This is a genomic window from Dryocola clanedunensis, from assembly GCF_038405435.1.
In the GTDB taxonomy this organism is placed as follows: Bacteria; Pseudomonadota; Gammaproteobacteria; order Enterobacterales; family Enterobacteriaceae; genus Dryocola; species Dryocola clanedunensis_A.
Genome location: NZ_JBBYHZ010000007.1, coordinates 64,999 through 86,498, shown reverse-complemented (window position 1 = coordinate 86,498; position 21,500 = coordinate 64,999). Strand labels below are relative to the sequence as shown.

The following is a 21,500-nucleotide window of genomic DNA, read 5'->3' as shown; positions in this document are numbered from 1 at the left end:
TTTACCCTCGCCCCGGCCCTCTCCCTGAAAGGGAGAGGGGGAGTTCATCACTGCTCCAGTCCCCTCGCCCCTTTGGGGAGAGGGTTAGGGTGAGGGGATTAAAAATCCCGGTAGCTATAGATCCCGGCAGCCAATACCAGCTGCTGCGACACCTCATGCGCTTTCTCGCGCCCGACCAGCAGGTCGATAATCTTCAATGCAAAATCAATTGCCGTTCCTGGCCCCTGGCTTGTGAGCAGGTTCACTCGCGGATCCCAGACCACGCGCTTGTCCTGCCACTGCTCTTCCGGGATCGTCTCCTTCAGGCCTGGGAAGCCGGTCATATTGCCAATCGGGAAGATCTCGTGGGGCACCAGCACCGTACCGGCCGCCGCACAGATGGTGGCGACGATACGGCCGGAGAGATGAAACTGGCGCACGGTTTCCACCAGCAGCGGGCTGTCGCGGAAGCACTTCGCGCCTTTCAGGCCGCCGGGCAAAACAATGACGTCGAACTCACCATCGGCAACTTCCACCAGCGGCGCATCGGCGACGATTTTCACGCCTCGTGAACAGGTGACGGTGAGGTTACCGTCGCTGGCAACGCTCGCGGTTGTCACTTTGATGCCCGCGCGGACCAGCAGGTCGATGGTGGTGACGGCTTCGGTTTCTTCAGTTCCAGGTGCCAGGCAGACCAGAGCTTGAGCGCTCATATTCGTTCTCCTTACGCTTTATCAGCTCGTAGAGTCGGCTATTTACCGGCAGGTTCAGGCCGTGGGCCCGCGCACGCTGGAGTAAATACCCGGTGATATAGTCGATTTCAGTGTGCCGCTGCACGCGGATGTCCTGCAGCATCGAAGAGATATTTGCGGCGGTGCTGTCGATAACCTGCTCAACATAGTAGAGCAGGCTCTCAGCCGAGGTGTGATGGCCTTCGCGTTCCATAACCTGTGCCACCTCATCGCAGATGCTCACGACCTCGTCGTGATGATGCTTTAATTCCCCGTTAGGGCAGTTGTACAAAGCCGTCAGCGGGTTTATCACGCAGTTGACCGTGAGCTTTTTCCAGCTGGCGGGCTGGATATTATCGTGCCAGGCTACGTCAGGCAGGGCCGCATGCAGCGTTTCAGCCAGACGGCTGAAGTCCCCCCCGGCGGCGTTGCCCGGCCCGATGTGCGTGGTGCCTTTAGCGACGTGAATAATGACGTTGCCATCGCGTTTTGCCGCGTGGGTTGTCACCCCCAGCAGAACTGGCTGGCGTAGCGTTTTAAGCTCTTCCAGCGTGCCCATACCGTTATGCAGCAGCAGGACAGGGCTGGTTTCCGGCAGCGTCGCGGCCAGCGTTTTTACCGCGCCTGAAACCTGCCAGGCTTTTAGCGTTACCAGCAGCAGATCGCTGTTGGCAAGGAAATCCGGATCGTTTGCGGTCAGCGATTCGTTAAAGGTGCTGCCGTCCACGTCTACCAGATTGACCGGGCAGAAAGGTTGGGGAACCCGTAGCCATCCCTGCACTTCATGTCCTTGTTTAATCAGCGCCGCCAGCCAGAGCTGGCCCAGCGCGCCGCAACCCAGTACGGTGATTTTCATGTTGCCTCCCCATCCACAGCCAGCGCGGATGTTTTGCGTAATCTATATTATATCGGGCTCTCTCCTGTTTTAACGGGTTGTTTTGCGCGGCCCAGCGGGTATTATGCAACGCAACAAAAAGAGAGGGAGAAGAAAACATGCCATCTTTTGACATCGTGTCTGAAATTGATATGCAAGAAGTTCGCAATGCGATTGAGAACGCCGAGCGAGAAGTCGCGACCCGTTTTGATTTTCGCAACGTGCCGGCAACCTTTGAGCTGAACGAGAAAAATCAGTCTATTAAGGTCGCCAGCGAGTCTGACTTCCAGGTTAACCAGCTGCTGGATATCCTGCGTGCCAAGCTGCTCAAGCGCGGCATTGAAGGTGCGTCAATTGACGTGCCGGAGGAGTTTACCCACAGCGGTAAAACCTGGAGCGTCGAAGCGAAGCTCAAGCAGGGCATTGAAGCGCCGATCGCCAAGAAAATTGTGAAGCTGATCAAAGACAGCAAAGCAAAAGTTCAGGTGCAGATTCAGGGCGAAGAGCTACGCGTAACGGGGAAATCCCGTGATGACCTGCAGGGCGCAATGGCGCTGGTCCGCGGTGGCGATCTGGGACAGCCGTTCCAGTTTAAAAACTTCCGCGACTGACCCATTCAAAGGGGCTTTATGCCCCTTTCACCAGCTGTTCTATCTCAAATCTGTTCGTTACTTTGCTGTCGATCTTCACGTAGGCGCTGCGCTCCTGCGGGATGATGTTCGCGTCGCTCACGCCCGGCTGGGCCAGCAGTCTTGCTTTGAGTTCAACGTCATTTGCCGCGTCTTCCGGCAGCTCGATTCGCAGGCTGGCTACATACGGCGGTTCTGACATGGTCGAGCTGACCAGCAGCCAGACCATCGCCAGCAGCGCGCCTGCCAGGAATACCGTCTGTGAATCAAACATCCCGTCGAGCCAGCCGCCCAGCGAGCCGCCAATGGCTACGCCGATAAACTGGCTGGTGGAGTAAATCCCCATTGCGGTGCCTTTGAAGCCAGCGGGAGACTCTTTACTGATAAGCGACGGCAGAATAGCTTCCATCAGGTTAAAAGCAAGGAAGAACAGCTGTACGCCTATCACCAGCTCCCAGAAATGCGGGCCGGAACCCCAGAGCACGATCTCAGCGATCAGCAGTACCACCACGCAGCCCACAAACACGCGCTTCATGCGGCGTTTCACTTCGGCATAGATAATAAACGGCACCACGGACGCAAACGCGATCAGCATCGTGCAGAGATAAATTTTCCAGTGCTGCGCGGCGGGGAAGCCTGCCAGTTCGAGCTGGCCGGGCAGGGCAACGAAGGTCGACATCAGCATGATGTGCAGGCACATGATGCCAAAATTCAGCTTCAGCAGCTTAGGCTCGGCCAGAACTTTACTGAAGCAGCCTTTAACCATGCCTGATTCACGGTTCAGCACGTGCGTATCGGTATTGGGGACCACCCACAGCGTGATGAGAATTCCGGCGGTGGCCAGCACGGCTATCATCCAGAACAGCGCGTTCAGACCCAGGCTGTGGGTAATGATCGGGCCGAGCACCATGGCAATGGCAAAGGTGACGCCGAAGCTGACGCCGATAAACGCCATCGCTTTGGTGCGGTTCTGTTCGCGGGTAAGGTCAGAAAGCAGGGCCATAACCGCGGCGGCAATCGCCCCGGAACCTTGTAATGCGCGGCCAAGGATAATGCCCCAGATTGAATCTGACAGCGCGGCAATCACGCTGCCGAGCACGAAAATCATCAGGCCGCCGATAATCAGCGGCTTGCGGCCAATGCGGTCCGACAGTAAGCCGAAGGGGATCTGGAATATCGCCTGGGCGAGGCCGTAAATCCCAATAGCCAGGCCAATCAGCGCTTCGCTCGCGCCCTGCAGGGACATCCCGTAAGTAGTAAGAACCGGCAGCACCATAAACATGCCGAGCATGCGCAGTGAGAACACCGTGCCTAAACCCCACGTCGCTCGTAGCTCGACGGGCGTCATTTTGTAATCGTTCATTACCACCTCAGATGAAAAACCGGTGTTAGTGTAGTGCGTGGGGAGGGGAGGGTAAATATCTGCTTGTGTAACAAATATTACAGCGTGGAACTATTGATGAAACTAATAAAAAAGGGCACCGAAGTGCCCTTTTATGCGGTTCACATCTTATCTGACGTAAGTCAGCAGATTGTGCGAGTCTGCCGCCATAAAATCGACCGACATCATCACGCTCAGGGACGTAATGGCGACGATGGAAAAGACGAACAGCTTGCGCGCCCAGACCTTATCGTCTTCCACTTTATATCCACGCAGCGCCATGCCCAGCCACCACACGCTTACCGCGGCAGCGACAACCAGATATTTGTATCCGGCATAGCCACCCAGGGTGAGCATCAGCGTGGCAACGGCAAAAGCGATGATATACAGCGTGATATGGTTCTTCGCCACCGAAATGCCTTTAACAACCGGCAGTACCGGAATGTTAGCGGCCTGGTAATCTTTAAAGCGGAAGATGGCAATCGCATAGGAGTGCGGCATCTGCCACAGGCTAAAGATAGCCAGCAGGATCAGGGCGCCGGTGTCGAACTGGCCGGTGACGGCACAGTAACCAATCACCGGAGGTGCCGCACCAGACAGGCTGCCAATCAGCGTGCCGTAAACGGACTTGCGCTTCATATAGAGGCTATAGACCCCGACATAAACCACAAAGCCCATCACGCCAAGCCACATGGCTAACGGATTCGCGCCAAACCACAGCAGCATAAAGCCAGCAATACCCAACAAGGTGGCGTACACCAGCGACATTTTCGGTGAAATCAGGCCCTTGACCAGCACCCGATTCTTCGTTCTCTCCATTTTACGGTCGATATCGCGGTCGATGTAGTTGTTGTAAACACAACCTGATGCCACCACCAGCGACACCCCAACGAGGGTGGAGAGAAACAGGGGATAATCAATACTGCCCTTTGAGGCCAGTAAAAATCCCCCAATGACAGAAATTAAATTACCGAAAATAATTCCTGGTTTCGTTACTTGCAGGTATTGCTTAATCATACACGCCGCTCTTAGTGAACCATCATGTTCTGGTTGAGGTTCCACATAATCCAGATCGAGCCGATCACCAGAATGGCAATAATCAGCGCGGTAAAGACAAAGGCAACCAGGTTCCAGCGCTCGCTTGAAGAGGTATTCAAGTGCAGGAAGCAAACCAGGTGAACCAGAATCTGTACGACTGCGGTCACCAGAATCACGCCAAGAATCGTGGCGTGGGAAGCCGTACCCGTCATGACCATCCAGAACGGGATTGCCGTCAGGATGATAGACAGGATAAAGCCGGTCATATAGGTCTTAACGCTACCGTGGTGGGCGCCCGCGTGTTCAGTTGAATGACTCATTACATCGCCCCCATCAGATAAACGACTGAGAATACACAGATCCAGACAACGTCCAGGAAGTGCCAGAACAGGCTCAGACACATCAGACGAGCACGGTTAGTGCCGGTCAGGCCGCGGCGCGCCACATGAATCATCATGAACGCCATCCAGACCAGACCGGACGTTACGTGCAGACCGTGGGTGCCGACCAACGCGAAGAACGCTGACAGGAAGCCGCTACGATCCGGGCCGTAACCCTCGACGATCAGGTGATGGAATTCATAGATTTCCATCCCGACGAAGCCCGCACCAAACAGGAAGGTCAGCGCCAGCCAGGAGATAACCTGGCTCTTGTTGCCTTTGTTCATGGCGATAATCGCCATGCCGTAGGTGATGGAGCTGAATAACAGCAGGGCCGTCTCAACCAGTACGAACGGCAGTTCGAAGATGTCTTTCCCTGCCGGGCCACCGGCGGTGCCATTCACCAGAACGGCATAGGTAGCAAACAAGCAACAGAACAGAATGCAGTCGCTCATCAGGTAGATCCAGAAACCAAAGACCTTATTGGTTCCTGCATCGTGATGCCCGTGCTCAGCGGCGTGGGCGCTTGCGTGATTGATAGTCTCAGTTGACATTTTTCAGCCCTGCTTTGGTAATTTCATCGAAATGCTGGTTTTCCAGTTTTTCGACTTCCGCAACCGGAACGTAGTAATCCACATCTTCGTCGAAGCTTTTCGCAATCCAGGTCACGATCATGCCGGCAAAGCCGATAATCGCCAGCCACCAGATGTGCCAGATCATCGCGAAGCCAAACACGGCGCTGAATGCGGCAATGATAATGCCCGCAGCGCTGTTACGCGGCATATGAATCTCTTCATAGCTGGTTGGCTGCTGGTACGCTTCGCCTTTCTCTTTCATTTCCCAGAATGCATCACGTTCGTGAACGTGTGGCAGATGGGCAAAGTTGTAGAACGGAGGAGGGGAGGAAGTTGCCCACTCCAGCGTACGACCACCCCATGGGTCACCGGTCAGGTCACGGTTCTGCTCGCGGTCGCGAATAGAGACGTAGAACTGAATCAGCTGGCACAGGATACCGCAGGCAATCAGCGCCGCACCGCCCGCTGCAACAACCAGCAGGGTGTGGAACTGTGGATCGATCTGCTGGCTCAGGCGACGGGTCATCCCCATGAAGCCCAGCACGTACAGCGGCATAAACGCCACGAAGAAGCCGATGATCCAGAACCAGAAGGCGCGCTTGCCCCAGCTTTCGTTCAGGGTGAAGCCAAACGCTTTCGGCCACCAGTAGGTCAGGCCCGCGAAGCAACCGAACACCACACCGCCGATGATAACGTTATGGAAGTGAGCGATCAGGAACAGGCTGTTGTGCAGCACGAAGTCCGCACCCGGCACCGCCAGCAGAACGCCGGTCATGCCACCGATGGAGAAGGTGACGACGAAGCCGATGGTCCACAGCATCGCAGAGTTAAAGACGATGCGACCCTGATACATGGTGAACAGCCAGTTGAAGATCTTCACCCCGGTAGGGATGGCGATAATCATGGTGGCGATACCAAAGAAGGCGTTTACGTTCGCGCCGCTGCCCATGGTGAAGAAGTGGTGCAGCCAGACGATGAACGACAGAACGGTAATCGCGATGGTCGCCCACACCAGAGAGGTGTAGCCGAACAGGCGTTTTTTGGAGAACGTAGCAACCACTTCCGAGAACACGCCAAACACCGGCAGCACCAGGATATACACTTCCGGGTGGCCCCATGCCCAGATGAGGTTGATATACATCATCATGTTGCCACCCATATCATTGGTAAAGAAATGGGTGCCAAGGTAGCGGTCAAGGGTTAACAGCGCGACGGTCACGGTGAAGATTGGGAACGCAGCGATAATCAGTACGTTGGTACACAGCGAAGCCCAGGTAAAGACCGGCATCTTGAACATGGTCATGCCAGGGGTACGCATATTCAGGATAGTAACGAAGAAGTTAATACCCGTCAGCGTCGTACCAATACCGGAGAGCTGCAGACTCCATATCCAGTAGTCGACGCCGACCCCCGGACTGTACTCAATGCCGGATAGCGGCGGATAGGCCACCCAACCGGTCTGCGCGAACTCGCCAACCCCCAGAGACAGGTTAACCAGCACCACACCGACAACCGTGAACCAGAAGCTCAGGTTGTTCAGGAAGGGGAAGGCAACGTCACGGGCACCAATCTGTAACGGTACGACGATGTTCATCAGGCCGATAACAAACGGCATCGCCACGAAGAAGATCATGATAACGCCGTGGGCGGTAAAGATCTGATCGTAGTGATGAGGCGGCAGGAAGCCTGCTTCCCCGGCGGAGGCCAGCACCTGCTGGCTACGCATCATGATGGCGTCTGCAAAACCACGCAGCAGCATGACGATGGCGACGATAACGTACATGACGCCAAGGCGTTTGTGGTCAACCGAGGTAAGCCACTCTTTCCATAAATATTCCCACTTACCGAAGTAAGTGATAGCCGCAACCAGCGCCAGTCCCCCGACGATAATTGCTGCAACCGTAACCATGATAATGGGTTCATGGTATGGGACTGCATCCAGTGTAAGTTTTCCGAACATTTTTATTCCTCGGCCCCTAGTGAGAGGTTTCCGCGTGACTCATGTCCATGCCTTCCATACCTTCGTGTGCTGCGTGCTCACCTTCAGGCTGGGTCATGTCCATGCTCTTCCCGTGCCCCATGAATTTGCCAATAACGTCTTTGAACAAATCAGGTTTAACAGCGGAGAAGTATTCGACTTTGTTGTATTCGCTAGGTGTTGCCAGCTTCTCGTAGGCCGCCATATCGTTCATGACTTCCGGAGATTGTTTGGCCTTAGCCACCCATTGGTTAAAGGTGTTCATGTCTGGCGTTGCAATTGCTTTGAACTTCATGCCAGAGAAGCCTTTACCGCTGTAGTTAGACGAAATACCGTCGTAGGTGCCTGCTTCGTCCGCAATCAGGTGCAGTTTGGTCTGCATGCCTGCCATTGCGTAGATCTGGCTACCGAGTCGCGGAATAAAGAAGGAGTTCATCACCGAGTTAGAGGTGATTTTGAATTCCACTGGGGTGTTGGCCGGGAAGGCGATTTCATTAACCGTGGCGATACCCTGCTCCGGATAGATGAAGAACCATTTCCAGTCCATGGCGATAACTTCAATGGTCACCGGCTTCGCTTCGTGAACCAGCGGTTTGCTGGGCTCAAGGGCGTGCGTGGTTTTCCAGGTCAGTACCGCAAGGAAGATGATGATAAGGATGGGAATCGTCCAGACTACAGCTTCAACCTTGTTCGAGTGCGACCAGTTTGGGCTGTATTTGGCGTCCTTGTTTGAAGCCCGATACTTCCAGGCAAAACCGATAGCCATCGCGATAGCTGGGATAACGACGATCAACATCAGGCCGAGGGCCGTCAGTATCAGGGAACGTTGTTCCAGTCCAATCTGTCCTTTGGGATCGAGAAGTGCAGAATCACAGCCGCTGAGTAAAAAAGTGCCTGCGATTAATGACAACCATCCCAAACTTTTATTGTATTTCCTGAGTCTCATTTAACGACCTCAATTCCGGGGGAGCTCTATTGTCGTTTAAAGTGTGCCGGCATTTTACGGGAAGGTTACATTACTGTAAACATGATTGGCATAGTGTCAGTGGGGTGTTACCGGGTTCTGCCGTCAATGTCACACGAAATGCAACAATTTATTAAAGTAGCATGCTTTGTGGGGATTACCCTGATTTATAACAAAAGCCTATCTAAGCGGGTGTGGAGCGGGGTAATGAGTATAACCATTCCAGTTGGTGCACGATAAATTAACAAACTGGCATCATTTTATAAACGTAAAATCACTAAATTAATTTCGCACCGGGCTGAATCGTTAAGGTACATGGGCTGAAATAAGCGTGCTGCGGAATAATAAAAAAATCGTCCGTCAGGCGGGGGAAAAGTGATTTGTAAATTTAAGTGCTGCATATTTCGGCAAATTAATAACGGCGCTAAATAAATAAGGCGCAGCAATATATTCAGCTGCGCCTTTGCTTTTTTCACAACATGGCGGCGCGACGTAAAGCCAGATAGTCCAGCACGGCGCCGATCGCCACGCCGCCAATGGCAAACAGCGCCCCCCATTCGAGAAGCTGAAGGTTAAACGCCCAGTCAGTCAGCCCCAGGGCGTTAGTAATAAGAATCACCAGCCAGACGCCAATCAGCATGCAGCCGAAGGTCAGCGCTTTCAACGCCAGGCGATAGGCAGATGCAAACTCGCTGCGCGGTATAAAGCTATCTGTTCGCTGGGTGTATTCGAGGGTGGATTTACAAAGCAGCAGCAGCAGAATCCCAGGGACAGCTGCAAACACGGAGAAAAGATAAAACGTAGGCCAGCCGTGGGCCTCAACAAACCAGCCGGCAATTGGCCCAACGTATACACGCCCTACGGCGGAGAGAGCCGAGAGCAGTGCGAACTGGGTAGCAGAAAATGACTTATTGCATAAAGTCATCAGCAACGCGACGAAAGCAGCGGTGCCCATGCCCCCGCACAGATTTTCGAAGAACACGGCGGCGGCCATGCTGAACATATGCTTGTCGGAGATAGACAGCAGCCAGTAACCGGCGTTGGACAGCCCCTGTAAAACGCCAAAGATCAGTAGCGCCCGGAACAGGCTCAGGCGCTGCATTAATACGCCGCCGTACAGCGCGCCCAGAATCGTGGCGAACAGGCCCAGCGTTTTATTCACCACGCCAACTTCACCCGCATCGAACCCGACACCACGGATAAGAAACGTGGTGGTGAGGCTCATGGCAAACGCATCGCCCAGCTTGTACATCACAATCAGCAGCAGGATCAGCCAGGCGTTATTGCGCCCGAAGAAATCACGCAGCGGCGCGACAACTGCCTGTTCGATGCTGCGGGGAACAGGAATGGCATCCGTAGGCTCGGGTGCCAGAATAGTGGCGACAATACACGGCAGCATTAGTGCCGCCATCAGCCAGTACATCGCCTGCCAGCCCAGGAAACGGTCTGCCAGCCAGAGCGCAAGGCCACCGGAAACCAGCATCGCCAGACGATAGCCAAGAACGCTGATTGCCGCCCCAGATCCGCGCTCTTCGGCAGACAGCACGTCCGTCTTCCATGCATCGAACACGATATCCTGAGAGGCAGAGCAGAAAGCGATGATCACCGCCAGCGCCGCCATCCAGCGCAGCTGCGACCCAGGTTCAAGGAAGCCCATTGCGGCGATAGAAATGAGCAGCAGGATTTGCGTGATTAATAGCCAGCCGCGACGCCGCCCAAGCATCGGCGGCGTATACCTGTCCATCACCGGCGACCAGAGAAACTTAAAGACGTAGGCCTGGCCCACAAGGGAGAAAAAGCCGATGGTTTTCAGATCGATATTTTCGACCGTCATCCAGGCCTGCAGCGTGCCGGAAGTTAGTGCGAGGGGAAGCCCGGAGGCAAAGCCAAGAATCAGTAGAATGGCTGATTTCGGCTCAAGAAGTTTGCGTAAATACTGACTGGGCATGCGAGGCTCGGATCTTAAGCCCGCAAGATGCGGGCTTATAGGCAAAAATTAACGCGCGTTCTGTTTGATAAAGTCGTGAACGCTGGTGTCCTGGGCCATATCCGCAATGGTATCGGTCAGCACGGAGTTAACCGCGTTGGCGATATTCTTGTTGGTTGCCTGGAACGCCCCTTCCACGTTGTAATTAGAACGGTAGTTTTTGGTCATCTTGTTGCCGTTTTGCGCGGTAGCAACGATAGAGATGTCCGCTTTAGTGGCAATGTTGTAGCGCACGTTACCCTGGGAGACATCGGCGTACAGCTGGTTGACGATAATCTGTAATGCAACCGGCGCGCTTGGCCCAATCATATAGCCGCGAGCGGTCATTTGCTTTTCCAGAACTTCCTGTAACAGGAAACGCAGATCGCGGGATGGGGTCAGGGTAACCAGCTGGTTGTCGCGGGTGACTTTAGCCAGTGCCTGGTCGGTACGCTGGTCTGCACCGTTGATGCTGACGGTGACGCCCATCAGGCTTGGATCCTGCTGAGGCAGGTTGATGGTCGGTGCCACATCAATGGTGGTTGGTGGTGTTGCACAGCTGGCCAGCATAAATACGGCGACCAGCGGGAAAAGTAATTTTTTTAACATGTTCGCTATCTCAATGTACTTAAAAGGGCGGGCAGAAAAAACACGCCATCATAACACCGCGTTTGCCCAGTGGAAGTGCCTGACGCACGTAAATTCATCGCGTTGCGCTTTTAATGAGCACCAGCGCTGCAACTGAACCGTTTTGGCCCCAATCTTTAACGCAATAGCATTAAGCTACAGCGAGTTGGGTAATAAAATCGGATGAAAGCTAAATTAATGTTGGCGTTACGTTATTAAAACGGTTAAAAGCGGCTAAGATTTAAAGGGATGAGTGGCATCTCTGCGTTGTTGAGGAGAAAGTTCATGATGGTACGCGAGCAAATAGAAACAAAATTAAGGGCAGCCTTTGAACCCGTGTTCCTGGAAGTCGTGGATGAAAGCTATCGTCACAATGTCCCGGCTGGCTCAGAGAGCCATTTCAAAGTTGTGCTGGTCAGCGATCGTTTTGTGGGTGAGCGTTTCTTAAATCGCCATCGCATGATCTACGGAACCTTAAGCGAGGAGCTCTCCAACACGGTTCATGCTCTGGCCCTGCACACTTACACCATTAAAGAGTGGGAAGGTCTGCAGGATACGATTTTTGCCTCTCCGCCGTGTCGTGGTGCTGGCAGTATCGCCTGAAAAAAAGCTTTCAGGTTTGCAACTGAGGGAACTTTTCCTTTATGTTGCTATCTGTTAAACGTGTTTCCCAAAACGGCCTGCGGGCCGTTTTGTTTTGCCCATGATTTCACCTGGTCTTTGCAGGGATCTGGCAATAAATTCCCGTGAAGTGTGAAAAAGGCCGCAGCGACGTTGCGTTGCCGTTCTCGACTCACCTTAGCGATGCCGCTATAATGCTGCGTCTTATTTTTCGGAATGTCTTCGGGACGATTCTGACGACAGGGAATGTGATTCTGATACAGAGGACATCCCGGTTCTGTGAAGCAATATAAGACGGCTTCCAGAGTTGACCGAGCACTGTGATTTTTTGAGGTAACAAGATGCAAGTTTCAGTTGAAACCACTCAGGGCCTTGGCCGCCGTCTCACGATTACTATCGCTGCAGACAGCATCGAAAACGCTGTAAAAAGCGAGCTGGTCAACGTGGCAAAGAAAGTTCGTATTGACGGCTTCCGCAAGGGCAAAGTACCGATGACTGTTGTTGCTCAGCGTTACGGCGCTTCTGTTCGCCAGGACGTTCTGGGCGAGCTGATGAGCCGCAACTTCGTTGACGCGATCATCAAAGAAAAAATCAACCCAGCCGGCGCGCCTAACTATATTCCAGGCGAATACAAACTGGGCGAAGACTTCACCTACTCCGTAGAGTTCGAAGTGTACCCGGAAGTTGAGCTGCAGGGTCTGGAAGCAATCGAAGTTGAAAAACCGGTTGTTGAAGTGACTGACGAAGACGTTGACACCATGCTGGATACCCTGCGTAAGCAGCAGGCCACCTGGAAAGACTCTGATGCAGCCGCAACTGCTGAAGACCGTGTGACCATCGACTTCACCGGTTCCGTAGACGGCGAAGTATTCGAAGGCGGCAAAGCGTCTGACTTCGTGCTGGCAATGGGCCAGGGTCGTATGATCCCAGGCTTCGAAGATGGCGTTGTTGGCCACAAAGCTGGCGAAGAGTTCACTATTGAAGTGACCTTCCCGGAAGATTACCACGCTGAAAACCTGAAAGGTAAAGCGGCGAAGTTCGACATCGTTCTGAAGAAAGTTGAAGAGCGTGAACTGCCAGAATTTACTGAAGAATTCATCAAGCGTTTCGGCGTTGAAGATGGTTCCGTTGCTGGCCTGCGTACCGAAGTGCGTAAAAACATGGATCGTGAGCTGAAAGGCGCAGTGCGTAACCGCATCAAGTCTCAGGCAATCGACGGTCTGGTTAACGCTAACAACATCGACGTGCCAGCGGCACTGATCGACGGCGAAATCGACGTGCTGCGCCGCCAGGCTGCTCAGCGTTTCGGTGGCAACGAGCAGCAGGCGCTGGAACTGCCTCGTGAACTGTTCGAAGAGCAAGCTAAACGCCGCGTCGTTGTTGGTCTGCTGCTGGGCGAAGTGATTCGTACCCACGAACTGAAAGCTGACGAAGCTCGTGTTAATGGCCTGATCGAAGAGATGGCTTCTGCCTACGAAGATCCGAAAGAAGTTATCGAATTCTACGGCAAAAACAAAGAGCTGATGGACAACATGCGTAATGTTGCTCTGGAAGAGCAGGCTGTTGAAGCCGTTCTGGCAAAAGCGAAAGTCTCTGAGAAGGCGACTTCCTTTAGCGAGCTGATGAACCAGCAAGCGTAAGCATAATTTTCGGCATCTTCGCCAAAAATTTGCTGCGTCAAGCCCGTCACCCCCAGGTGGCGGGCTTTTTTTATCCGCCGGATGGCATCTTTGGGACGAATAAACGAAGTTTCAGGGTTAGCGTTACAAGAAAAGGTTGTTATGCTTGAAACAGGGCGAAACCATCCCCATAAACTGGGGATGGCTCCAACAACACGACCCTGACTGATAATCCGTCCATCAAAGGTAACGGGCGCAAGGAGCGTAGTCTTCTTTTCGCGTCTGAAGTAGAATCAGTACAGTAGGTTAGAAGGCTTAATTACTCCAGGAGACGGAAATGTCATACAGTGGCGAACGAGATCAATTAGCACCCCATATGGCCCTGGTGCCGATGGTTGTTGAACAAACATCGCGTGGTGAGCGTTCATACGATATCTATTCCCGTCTGCTCAAGGAACGTGTCATCTTCATGACCGGACAGGTCGAAGATCATATGGCTAACCTGATTGTGGCGCAGATGCTGTTTCTGGAAGCAGAAAACCCGGAAAAAGACATCTATCTCTACATTAACTCACCGGGTGGCGTAATTACGGCAGGTATGTCTATCTACGACACCATGCAATTTATTAAGCCGGACGTCAGCACTATCTGCATGGGACAGGCTTGTTCCATGGGAGCATTCCTGCTTACTGCCGGTGCGAAGGGTAAGCGTTTCTGCCTGCCGAATTCGCGCGTTATGATCCACCAACCGCTGGGCGGCTATCAGGGACAGGCGACGGACATCGAAATTCATGCCCGCGAAATTCTGAAAGTTAAAGCCCGCATGAACGAACTTATGGCGCAACACACCGGGAAATCTCTGGAAGAAATCGAGAGAGACACCGAGCGTGACCGTTTCCTCGCTGCCAGCGAAGCGGTAGAGTATGGCTTAGTTGACTCGATTCTGACTCACCGTAACTAATGCCCGAAAACAGCGGGCCGTATACTATAGTTGAAGTAGCGGCTCTCTGGCGCTTACGATTGGCTGTGCCGCAATAATGGCACCTGCGTCGTTTCCAGCGATGCAAAGAAACAGAAAAGAGGTTTTGCTTTATGACAGATAAGCGCAAAGACGGTTCAGGCAAACTGCTGTACTGCTCTTTTTGCGGCAAAAGCCAGCATGAAGTGCGCAAGCTGATTGCCGGGCCGTCGGTGTATATCTGCGATGAGTGTGTCGACCTGTGTAACGACATCATTCGCGAAGAGATCAAAGAAGTGGCTCCGCATCGCGAACGAAGCGCGTTGCCGACGCCGCATGAAATTCGTCACCACCTCGATGACTACGTCATCGGTCAGGAACAGGCTAAGAAAGTCCTGGCGGTGGCGGTATACAACCACTACAAACGTCTGCGCAACGGCGACAGCACCAACGGCATTGAGCTGGGCAAAAGTAACATTCTGCTCATCGGGCCGACCGGTAGCGGTAAAACCTTGCTGGCAGAAACCCTGGCGCGTTTGCTGGATGTTCCCTTCACCATGGCTGATGCCACAACGCTTACCGAAGCGGGCTATGTTGGTGAAGACGTAGAAAACATCATTCAGAAACTGCTGCAGAAATGCGACTACGACGTGCAGAAAGCACAGCGCGGTATCGTTTATATCGATGAGATCGACAAAATCTCCCGCAAGTCTGACAACCCGTCCATCACCCGTGATGTGTCCGGCGAAGGCGTGCAGCAGGCGTTGCTGAAACTGATCGAAGGCACAGTCGCGGCGGTTCCACCTCAGGGCGGGCGTAAACATCCGCAGCAAGAGTTCCTGCAGGTTGATACCTCCAAGATCCTCTTCATCTGCGGTGGCGCATTTGCCGGCCTCGACAAAGTTATCGCCAACCGCGTTGAAACCGGTTCCGGCATTGGCTTTGGCGCAACGGTGAAAGGCAAGTCTGAAAAAGCCAGCGAAGGCCAGCTGCTGGGCCAGGTGGAGCCAGAAGATCTGATCAAATTTGGTCTGATCCCTGAGTTCATCGGTCGTCTGCCGGTGGTAGCCACCCTGAGCGAACTGAGCGAAGAAGCCCTGATCCAAATCCTGAAAGAGCCGAAAAACGCCCTGACCAAGCAGTACCAGGCGCTGTTTAATCTGGAAGGTGTGGATCTGGAATTCCGCGACGAAGCGCTGGACGCTATCGCCAAGAAAGCGATGGCCCGTAAAACCGGTGCTCGTGGTCTGCGCTCTATCGTTGAAGGCGCGCTGCTCGATACCATGTACGATCTTCCTTCCATGGAAGACGTCGAAAAAGTGGTGATCGACGAGTCCGTTATCGACGGCCAGACCAAGCCGCTGTTGATTTACGGTAAGCCGGAAGCGCAACAGGCATCTGGTGAATAATTCGCCAAAATAACCAGTCAGTTAGTATAAAAAGGGGGATTTTTATCCCCCTTTTATTTTTCCTGCGATTCCGGCATTGAATGCCCGGGAAACATCCCCATATACTGACTTACTTGCAGGTCGATGCCATAAGAGCGGAGGCATCGCCCCATCACCTGGCGGAAATTAAACTAAGAGAGAGCTCTATGAATCCTGAGCGTTCTGAACGCATTGAAATCCCCGTATTGCCTTTGCGCGATGTGGTGGTTTATCCGCACATGGTCATTCCACTGTTTGTTGGGCGTGAAAAGTCTATTCGCTGCCTGGAAGCGGCCATGGACAACGATAAAAAAATCATGCTGGTGGCGCAAAAAGAGGCCTCGACGGATGAGCCGGGTGTTAACGACCTGTTCTCAGTAGGTACCGTTGCGTCTATTTTGCAGATGCTGAAGCTGCCGGACGGCACGGTAAAAGTGCTGGTGGAAGGCTTACAGCGCGCGCGTATTACTACGCTTTCCGACAACGGCGACCACTTCGCCGCCCAGGCGGAATACCTCGACTCGCCGGTTATTGAAGAGCGCGAGCAGGAAGTCCTGGTACGCACAGCTATTAATCAGTTTGAAGGCTACATCAAACTGAACAAAAAAATCCCGCCGGAAGTGCTGACATCGCTGAATAGCATCGATGATCCTGCACGTCTGGCAGACACCATTGCCGCGCATATGCCGTTGAAACTAACGGACAAGCAGTCGGTACTCGAGATGTCCGATATTAACGAACGTCTTGAATACCTGATGGCGATGATGGAATCCGAAATCGATCTGCTGCAGGTTGAGAAACGCATTCGCAACCGCGTTAAAAAGCAGATGGAAAAGAGCCAGCGCGAGTACTATCTGAACGAGCAAATGAAAGCCATTCAGAAAGAGCTCGGCGAAATGGACGACGCGCCGGATGAAAACGAGGCGCTGAAACGCAAAATCGACGCGGCTAAAATGCCGAAAGAAGCGCGTGAAAAGACCGAAGCGGAGCTGCAAAAGCTGAAAATGATGTCGCCAATGTCTGCGGAAGCAACCGTAGTCCGTGGCTACATCGACTGGATGGTGCAGGTACCGTGGAACGCGCGCAGCAAGGTTAAAAAAGACCTGCGTCAGGCTCAGGAAGTGCTGGATACCGACCATTATGGTCTGGAGCGAGTAAAGGATCGTATCCTTGAATACCTCGCAGTACAGAGCCGCGTGAACAAGCTCAAAGGGCCAATTCTGTGCCTGGTCGGGCCTCCGGGCGTGGGTAAAACCTCCCTCGGCCAGTCCATCGCGAGAGCGACAGGGCGTAAATACATCCGTATGGCGCTCGGCGGCGTGCGCGATGAAGCTGAAATTCGCGGCCACCGTCGTACCTATATTGGTTCGATGCCGGGCAAGCTTATTCAGAAAATGGCGAAAGTTGGCGTTAAAAACCCGCTGTTCCTGCTTGATGAGATCGACAAAATGTCTTCCGACATGCGTGGCGATCCGGCGTCGGCGCTTCTCGAAGTGCTTGATCCAGAGCAGAACGTGGCCTTTAACGATCACTACCTGGAAGTGGACTACGATCTCAGCGACGTGATGTTTGTTGCGACCTCTAACTCCATGAATATTCCGGCGCCGCTGCTGGACCGTATGGAAGTGATTCGTCTGTCCGGCTATACCGAAGACGAAAAGCTGAACATCGCCAAACAGCACCTGCTGCCGAAGCAGATCGAGCGTAACGCCCTGAAAAAAGGCGAGCTGACGGTTGAAGACAGCGCGATTTCCGGCATCATCCGTTATTACACCCGTGAAGCGGGCGTGCGTAGCCTGGAGCGTGAAATCTCCAAGCTGTGCCGTAAAGCGGTCAAACAGCTGCTGCTGGATAAAACGCTTAAGCACATCACCATCGACGGCGACAACCTGAAGGACTTCCTTGGGGTACAGCGCTTTGACTATGGTCGTGCAGACAGCGAGAACCGCGTTGGGCAGGTCACAGGTCTTGCGTGGACGGAAGTTGGCGGCGATCTGCTGACCATCGAAACCGCCTGCGTGCCGGGCAAAGGCAAGCTGACTTATACCGGGTCACTCGGTGAAGTTATGCAGGAGTCTATCCAGGCAGCGCTGACCGTTGTTCGCGCACGGGCTGAAAAACTGGGCATCAATGGCGACTTCTACGAGAAGCGTGATATTCACGTTCACGTACCGGAAGGTGCTACGCCGAAAGACGGCCCAAGCGCGGGTATCGCCATGTGTACGGCGCTGGTTTCCTGTCTGACAGGTAATCCGGTACGTGCAGATGTCGCAATGACCGGCGAGATCACGCTGCGTGGCCAGGTTCTGCCAATCGGTGGTTTGAAAGAAAAACTGCTGGCAGCTCACCGCGGCGGCATTAAAACGGTGCTGATCCCGGATGAAAACAAACGCGATCTGGAAGAGATTCCGGACAACGTGATTGCCGATCTGGATATTCACCCTGTTAAGCGTATTGAGGAAGTTCTGGCACTTGCCCTGCAGAATGAACCCTACGGAATGCAGGTTGTAACCGCAAAATAGTGACCTGACGCAAATACAGTTAAGAAAAACCGGGCTGGTAAGTGAATTCTCACTTGCCAGCTTTTTTTTGTCTCGCTAAGTTAGACTGCTGGCTAAGTCCGCCTCGTACAACGGATGTTGTGCGGGCATGGCAGGCCTGATATAACTGCTGCGCGGTCGTGCCTGGATGGGTATGGGTACGATATAAATAATAACGAGAGGAAGAGAAGAGTGAATAAATCTCAACTGATAGACAAAATTGCCGCAGGTGCTGATATTTCTAAAGCTGCGGCCGGACGTGCGTTGGATGCTGTTATCGCCTCTGTTACTGAAACTCTGCAATCCGGAGAAGAAGTAGCACTGGTTGGCTTTGGTACTTTCGCGGTTAAAGAGCGTGCAGCCCGTACAGGCCGTAACCCTCAGACCGGTAAAGAGATCACCATTGCTGCAGCGAAAGTCCCAGGGTTCCGTGCGGGTAAAGCGCTGAAAGACGCGGTAAACTAAGTTTAGCTATCTGTTAACTTAACCGTAAAGCTTTGTCAGGGGCGCATCATCAGATGTGCCTTTTTTGTTTTATCAGGCTTAATTTTACGCTTGCTTGATGATTTGGGGCGGGATTCTTGTCACAATAGCCCTCTTATGCGCAGCGGCGGAGCTTAGCGCGTTCGCAAGGATGCACTGGCATCTGCGCAGGGTTTACCAATTACACTACAGCGGAGTGTTGTATCACCATGATGGACAATTTACGCGCGGCGGCAAACCACGTCGTGCTCAAGATCATTCTGGGTCTGATTATCGTGTCATTCATTTTGACTGGCGTGGGTAACTACCTGATTGGCGGTAACGCTAATTATGCCGCAAAAGTTAATGGCCAGGAGATTGGTCGTGGGCAGTTCGAAAATGCAGTAGCCAGCGAGCGTAACCGCCAGCAGCAGCAATTGGGTGATCAGTTCTCCGAGCTGGCTTCCAGCGAAGGCTACATGAAGCAGATGCGCCAGCAGGTGCTCTCCCGCATGATCGACGAAGCATTGATGGATCAGTATGCCAGACACCTTGGCCTGGGCATCAGCGACGAACAAATCAAACAGGCGATTTTCAAAGAGCCTGCCTTCCAGAATAACGGCAAATTCGATAACGCACGCTATATCGCCATCATCGGCAATATGGGGATGTCAGCCGATCAGTATGCGCAGGCGCTGCGTAACCAGCTGACCACCCAGCAGCTCATTAACGCGCTGGTAGGCACCGACTTTATGCTCAATGGCGAAACCGACGAACTGGCGGCCCTGGTGTCTCAGGAGCGTCTGGTGCGTGAAGCGACCATTGATGTCACAGCGCTGGCTGCGAAGCAGACGGCTTCCGAGCAGGAAGTCAACGCCAGCTACGAGCAAAACAAAAGCCGCTTTGTGGCGCCTGAGCAGTTCAAGGTCAGCTACATCAAGCTGGATGCCGCCTCGATGCCGGAAACCGCAACGGATGCCGAAGTGCAGTCCTATTATGACCAGCATCAGGATGAGTACACCCAGCCGCAGCGTAGCCGCTACAGCGTGATTCAGACTAAGACAGAAGCGGAAGCGAAAGCGGTTCTGGACGAGCTGAACAAAGGTGGCGATTTCGCCGCTCTGGCAAAAGCGAAGTCGGCTGACATTATCTCTGCCCGTAACGGCGGCGATATGGGCTGGCTCGAGCCGGGCACCACGCCTGACGAACTGAAAAATGCCGCTCTGAAAGAGAAAGGCCAGCTGTCTGGCGTGATCAAATCTTCCGTAGGTTTCCTGGTTGTGCGCCTGGACGATGTCCAGCCCGCGAAAACCAAGCCGCTTTCTGAAGTGCATGACGCGATTGCCGACAAAGTGAAGCAGGAAAAAGCGCTGGATGCCTACTACGCGCTGCAGCAGAAAGTGAGCGATGCGGCAAGCAACGATAACGAATCTCTGGCAGGTGCAGAGCAGGTTGCAGGCGTTAAAGCAGTTGAAACAGGCTGGTTTGGTCACGACAATCTGCCAGCAGAGCTGAACTTCAAGCCGGTATCAGAAGCTATCTTCAACGGCGGTCTGGTCGGTCAGAACGGTACGCCGGGTAGCAACTCCGACATCATCACCGTGGACGGCGACCGTGCTTTTGTTCTGCGTGTGACGGAGCATAAACCTGAAGCGATCAAGCCACTGGCTGAAGTCCGTGACCAGGTTATCGCCCAGGTTAAACGTCAGAAAGCGGAACAGCAGGCTAAGCTCGACGCCGACAAGCTGCTGAACGAACTGAAGCAGGGTAAAGGCCAGGACGCGCTGAAAGCCGCAGGTCTGAGCTTCGGCGAAGCGAAAACGCTGACCCGTACCGGACGGGATCCTGTCAGCCAGGCTGCCTTCACCTTACCGCTGCCGGCAAAAGACAAGCCGAGCTACGGCGTGGCTAACGACATGCAGGGCAACGTGGTGCTGCTGGCGCTGGATGAAGTGAAAGCGGGGACCATGCCGGCCGATCAGAAAAAAGCCATGGTGCAGGGGATCACCCAGAACAACGCCCAGATCGCTTTCGAAGCGCTGATGACCAACCTGCGCAAAGAAGCGAAGATCAAGATGGGCGACGTGGTCGACCAGCAGCAATAATCTTCGGCGTCTCTCGCAGATAACTGCAACAGAATGCAAAAATCAAAGGCCGCTTTCGCGGCCTTTTCCACATTTTAAAACCGTCAATTGTTCAGGCTTTTTTCTCCCGCTATGGTGGCTTCGCTATCAAACACATGGAGGAAATAGCATGAAATCAGCAGTGAAAGCGTTGTGTCTCACCCTGGTTCTGGCCGGTGCCGGAGCCTGTACCCCTGCCCATGCGGCACCAGCCAAAAGTAACGCGGTTGTGCAAACTACCGCCGTGGCGGAAAAGAGCAGCCCGAAACCACACTCAGACAAAGCGAGCGAAGCTAAAGCAGCCGATCCGGACGACGGGGTAGTGAGTATTAATACCGCCAGCGCAGAACAGCTCGCCCAGGCGCTGAACGGCGTGGGGCTGAAAAAGGCGCAGGCGATTGTCAGCTACCGGGAAGAGTACGGCCCTTTTAAAGAGGCCGATCAGCTGCAGGAGGTGCCGGGGATTGGCAGCGCGCTGGTGGAGCGTAACCGTGGGCGTATAAAACTTTAGCGGTTAGTGCGTACTGGCTAGCGTAGTAGCAAAGTTTTGCTACGCTGAATGACAGGTCATACCAGTTCGTGTGGCCTGATCATCTTGCCTGCCTAATAAAATTAAAAGGTTATCGCG

General features: G+C 53.6%; 19 protein-coding genes. 9 read left to right on the top strand and 10 right to left on the bottom strand.

Annotated features, from left to right (window positions below; translation table 11 throughout):
* Positions 1–98: 98 nt before the first annotated feature.
* The gene (yajL, locus tag AAE045_RS15880; protein ID WP_455548558.1) at positions 99–692 is read right to left on the bottom strand and encodes a protein deglycase YajL; all 594 of its coding nucleotides are present in this window, start codon (positions 690–692) and stop codon (positions 99–101) included.
* Complete coding sequence (gene panE / locus AAE045_RS15875) at positions 652–1,566, bottom strand: 2-dehydropantoate 2-reductase (protein ID WP_455548557.1); 915 nt, start codon at positions 1,564–1,566, stop codon at positions 652–654. The genes yajL and panE overlap by 41 nt, the downstream gene beginning before the upstream one ends.
* Positions 1,567–1,703: 137 nt before the next feature.
* Here panE and AAE045_RS15870 point away from each other — a divergent pair, with 137 nt between their 5' ends.
* Positions 1,704–2,195: a YajQ family cyclic di-GMP-binding protein gene (locus tag AAE045_RS15870; RefSeq protein WP_202302128.1), complete on the top strand. Its 492-nt coding sequence runs from the start codon at positions 1,704–1,706 to the stop codon at positions 2,193–2,195.
* A gap of 16 nt (positions 2,196–2,211) precedes the next feature.
* Here the strand turns inward: AAE045_RS15870 and AAE045_RS15865 are convergent, their stop codons facing one another.
* From AAE045_RS15865 to AAE045_RS15830, 8 genes are all read right to left on the bottom strand, one after another.
* Positions 2,212–3,576, bottom strand: a complete 1,365-nt coding sequence (locus AAE045_RS15865) for an MFS transporter (RefSeq protein WP_455548556.1) — start codon at positions 3,574–3,576, stop codon at positions 2,212–2,214.
* A 147-nt stretch (positions 3,577–3,723) separates the two neighbouring features.
* Positions 3,724–4,611 (bottom strand): heme o synthase, encoded by an 888-nt coding sequence (cyoE, locus tag AAE045_RS15860; RefSeq protein WP_455548555.1) that lies wholly within the window; start codon positions 4,609–4,611, stop codon positions 3,724–3,726.
* Positions 4,612–4,622: 11 nt separating this feature from the next.
* Positions 4,623–4,952 carry a cytochrome o ubiquinol oxidase subunit IV gene (locus tag AAE045_RS15855; protein WP_455427190.1) on the bottom strand — a complete coding sequence of 110 codons (330 nt, stop codon included), beginning with the start codon at positions 4,950–4,952 and terminating at the stop codon, positions 4,623–4,625.
* The gene (locus tag AAE045_RS15850; RefSeq protein ID WP_455427191.1) at positions 4,952–5,566 is read right to left on the bottom strand and encodes a cytochrome (ubi)quinol oxidase subunit III; all 615 of its coding nucleotides are present in this window, start codon (positions 5,564–5,566) and stop codon (positions 4,952–4,954) included. The genes AAE045_RS15855 and AAE045_RS15850 overlap by 1 nt, the downstream gene beginning before the upstream one ends.
* Positions 5,556–7,547, bottom strand: coding sequence for a cytochrome ubiquinol oxidase subunit I (cyoB, locus tag AAE045_RS15845; protein WP_455427192.1), 1,992 nt, complete (start codon positions 7,545–7,547; stop codon positions 5,556–5,558). Before cyoB ends, AAE045_RS15850 begins: the two co-directional genes overlap by 11 nt.
* Positions 7,548–7,563: 16 nt before the next feature.
* Positions 7,564–8,511 carry a cytochrome o ubiquinol oxidase subunit II gene (cyoA, locus tag AAE045_RS15840; RefSeq protein WP_455548554.1) on the bottom strand — a complete coding sequence of 316 codons (948 nt, stop codon included), beginning with the start codon at positions 8,509–8,511 and terminating at the stop codon, positions 7,564–7,566.
* 490 nt (positions 8,512–9,001) lie between these two features.
* Positions 9,002–10,477, bottom strand: a complete 1,476-nt coding sequence (ampG, locus tag AAE045_RS15835) for a muropeptide MFS transporter AmpG (protein ID WP_455548553.1) — start codon at positions 10,475–10,477, stop codon at positions 9,002–9,004.
* Positions 10,478–10,525: 48 nt separating this feature from the next.
* Positions 10,526–11,104 carry a lipoprotein gene (locus AAE045_RS15830; protein ID WP_455548552.1) on the bottom strand — a complete coding sequence of 193 codons (579 nt, stop codon included), beginning with the start codon at positions 11,102–11,104 and terminating at the stop codon, positions 10,526–10,528.
* A 303-nt stretch (positions 11,105–11,407) separates the two neighbouring features.
* Between AAE045_RS15830 and bolA the strand changes: the two genes are divergently transcribed.
* The 8 genes from bolA (at position 11,408) to AAE045_RS15790 (ending at position 21,383) form a co-directional block, all read left to right on the top strand.
* Positions 11,408–11,725: a transcriptional regulator BolA gene (bolA, locus tag AAE045_RS15825; protein WP_455548551.1), complete on the top strand. Its 318-nt coding sequence runs from the start codon at positions 11,408–11,410 to the stop codon at positions 11,723–11,725.
* A gap of 359 nt (positions 11,726–12,084) precedes the next feature.
* Complete coding sequence (gene tig / locus AAE045_RS15820) at positions 12,085–13,383, top strand: trigger factor (protein ID WP_455427197.1); 1,299 nt, start codon at positions 12,085–12,087, stop codon at positions 13,381–13,383.
* 316 nt (positions 13,384–13,699) lie between these two features.
* Positions 13,700–14,323, top strand: a complete 624-nt coding sequence (gene clpP, locus AAE045_RS15815) for an ATP-dependent Clp endopeptidase proteolytic subunit ClpP (protein WP_167612148.1) — start codon at positions 13,700–13,702, stop codon at positions 14,321–14,323.
* A gap of 131 nt (positions 14,324–14,454) precedes the next feature.
* Positions 14,455–15,729, top strand: coding sequence for an ATP-dependent Clp protease ATP-binding subunit ClpX (clpX, locus tag AAE045_RS15810; RefSeq protein WP_455427198.1), 1,275 nt, complete (start codon positions 14,455–14,457; stop codon positions 15,727–15,729).
* A gap of 185 nt (positions 15,730–15,914) precedes the next feature.
* On the top strand, positions 15,915–18,269 hold the full coding sequence (gene lon, locus AAE045_RS15805; protein WP_455548550.1) for an endopeptidase La: 2,355 nt from the start codon (positions 15,915–15,917) through the stop codon (positions 18,267–18,269).
* A 210-nt stretch (positions 18,270–18,479) separates the two neighbouring features.
* The gene (gene hupB / locus AAE045_RS15800) at positions 18,480–18,752 is read left to right on the top strand and encodes a nucleoid-associated protein HU-beta (protein WP_455548549.1); all 273 of its coding nucleotides are present in this window, start codon (positions 18,480–18,482) and stop codon (positions 18,750–18,752) included.
* 227 nt (positions 18,753–18,979) lie between these two features.
* Positions 18,980–20,854, top strand: coding sequence for a peptidylprolyl isomerase (gene ppiD, locus AAE045_RS15795; protein ID WP_455548548.1), 1,875 nt, complete (start codon positions 18,980–18,982; stop codon positions 20,852–20,854).
* A 148-nt stretch (positions 20,855–21,002) separates the two neighbouring features.
* Entirely contained in the window at positions 21,003–21,383 is a 381-nt protein-coding gene (locus AAE045_RS15790) for a ComEA family DNA-binding protein (RefSeq protein ID WP_455548547.1), read from the top strand.
* Positions 21,384–21,500: the final 117 nt, after the last annotated feature.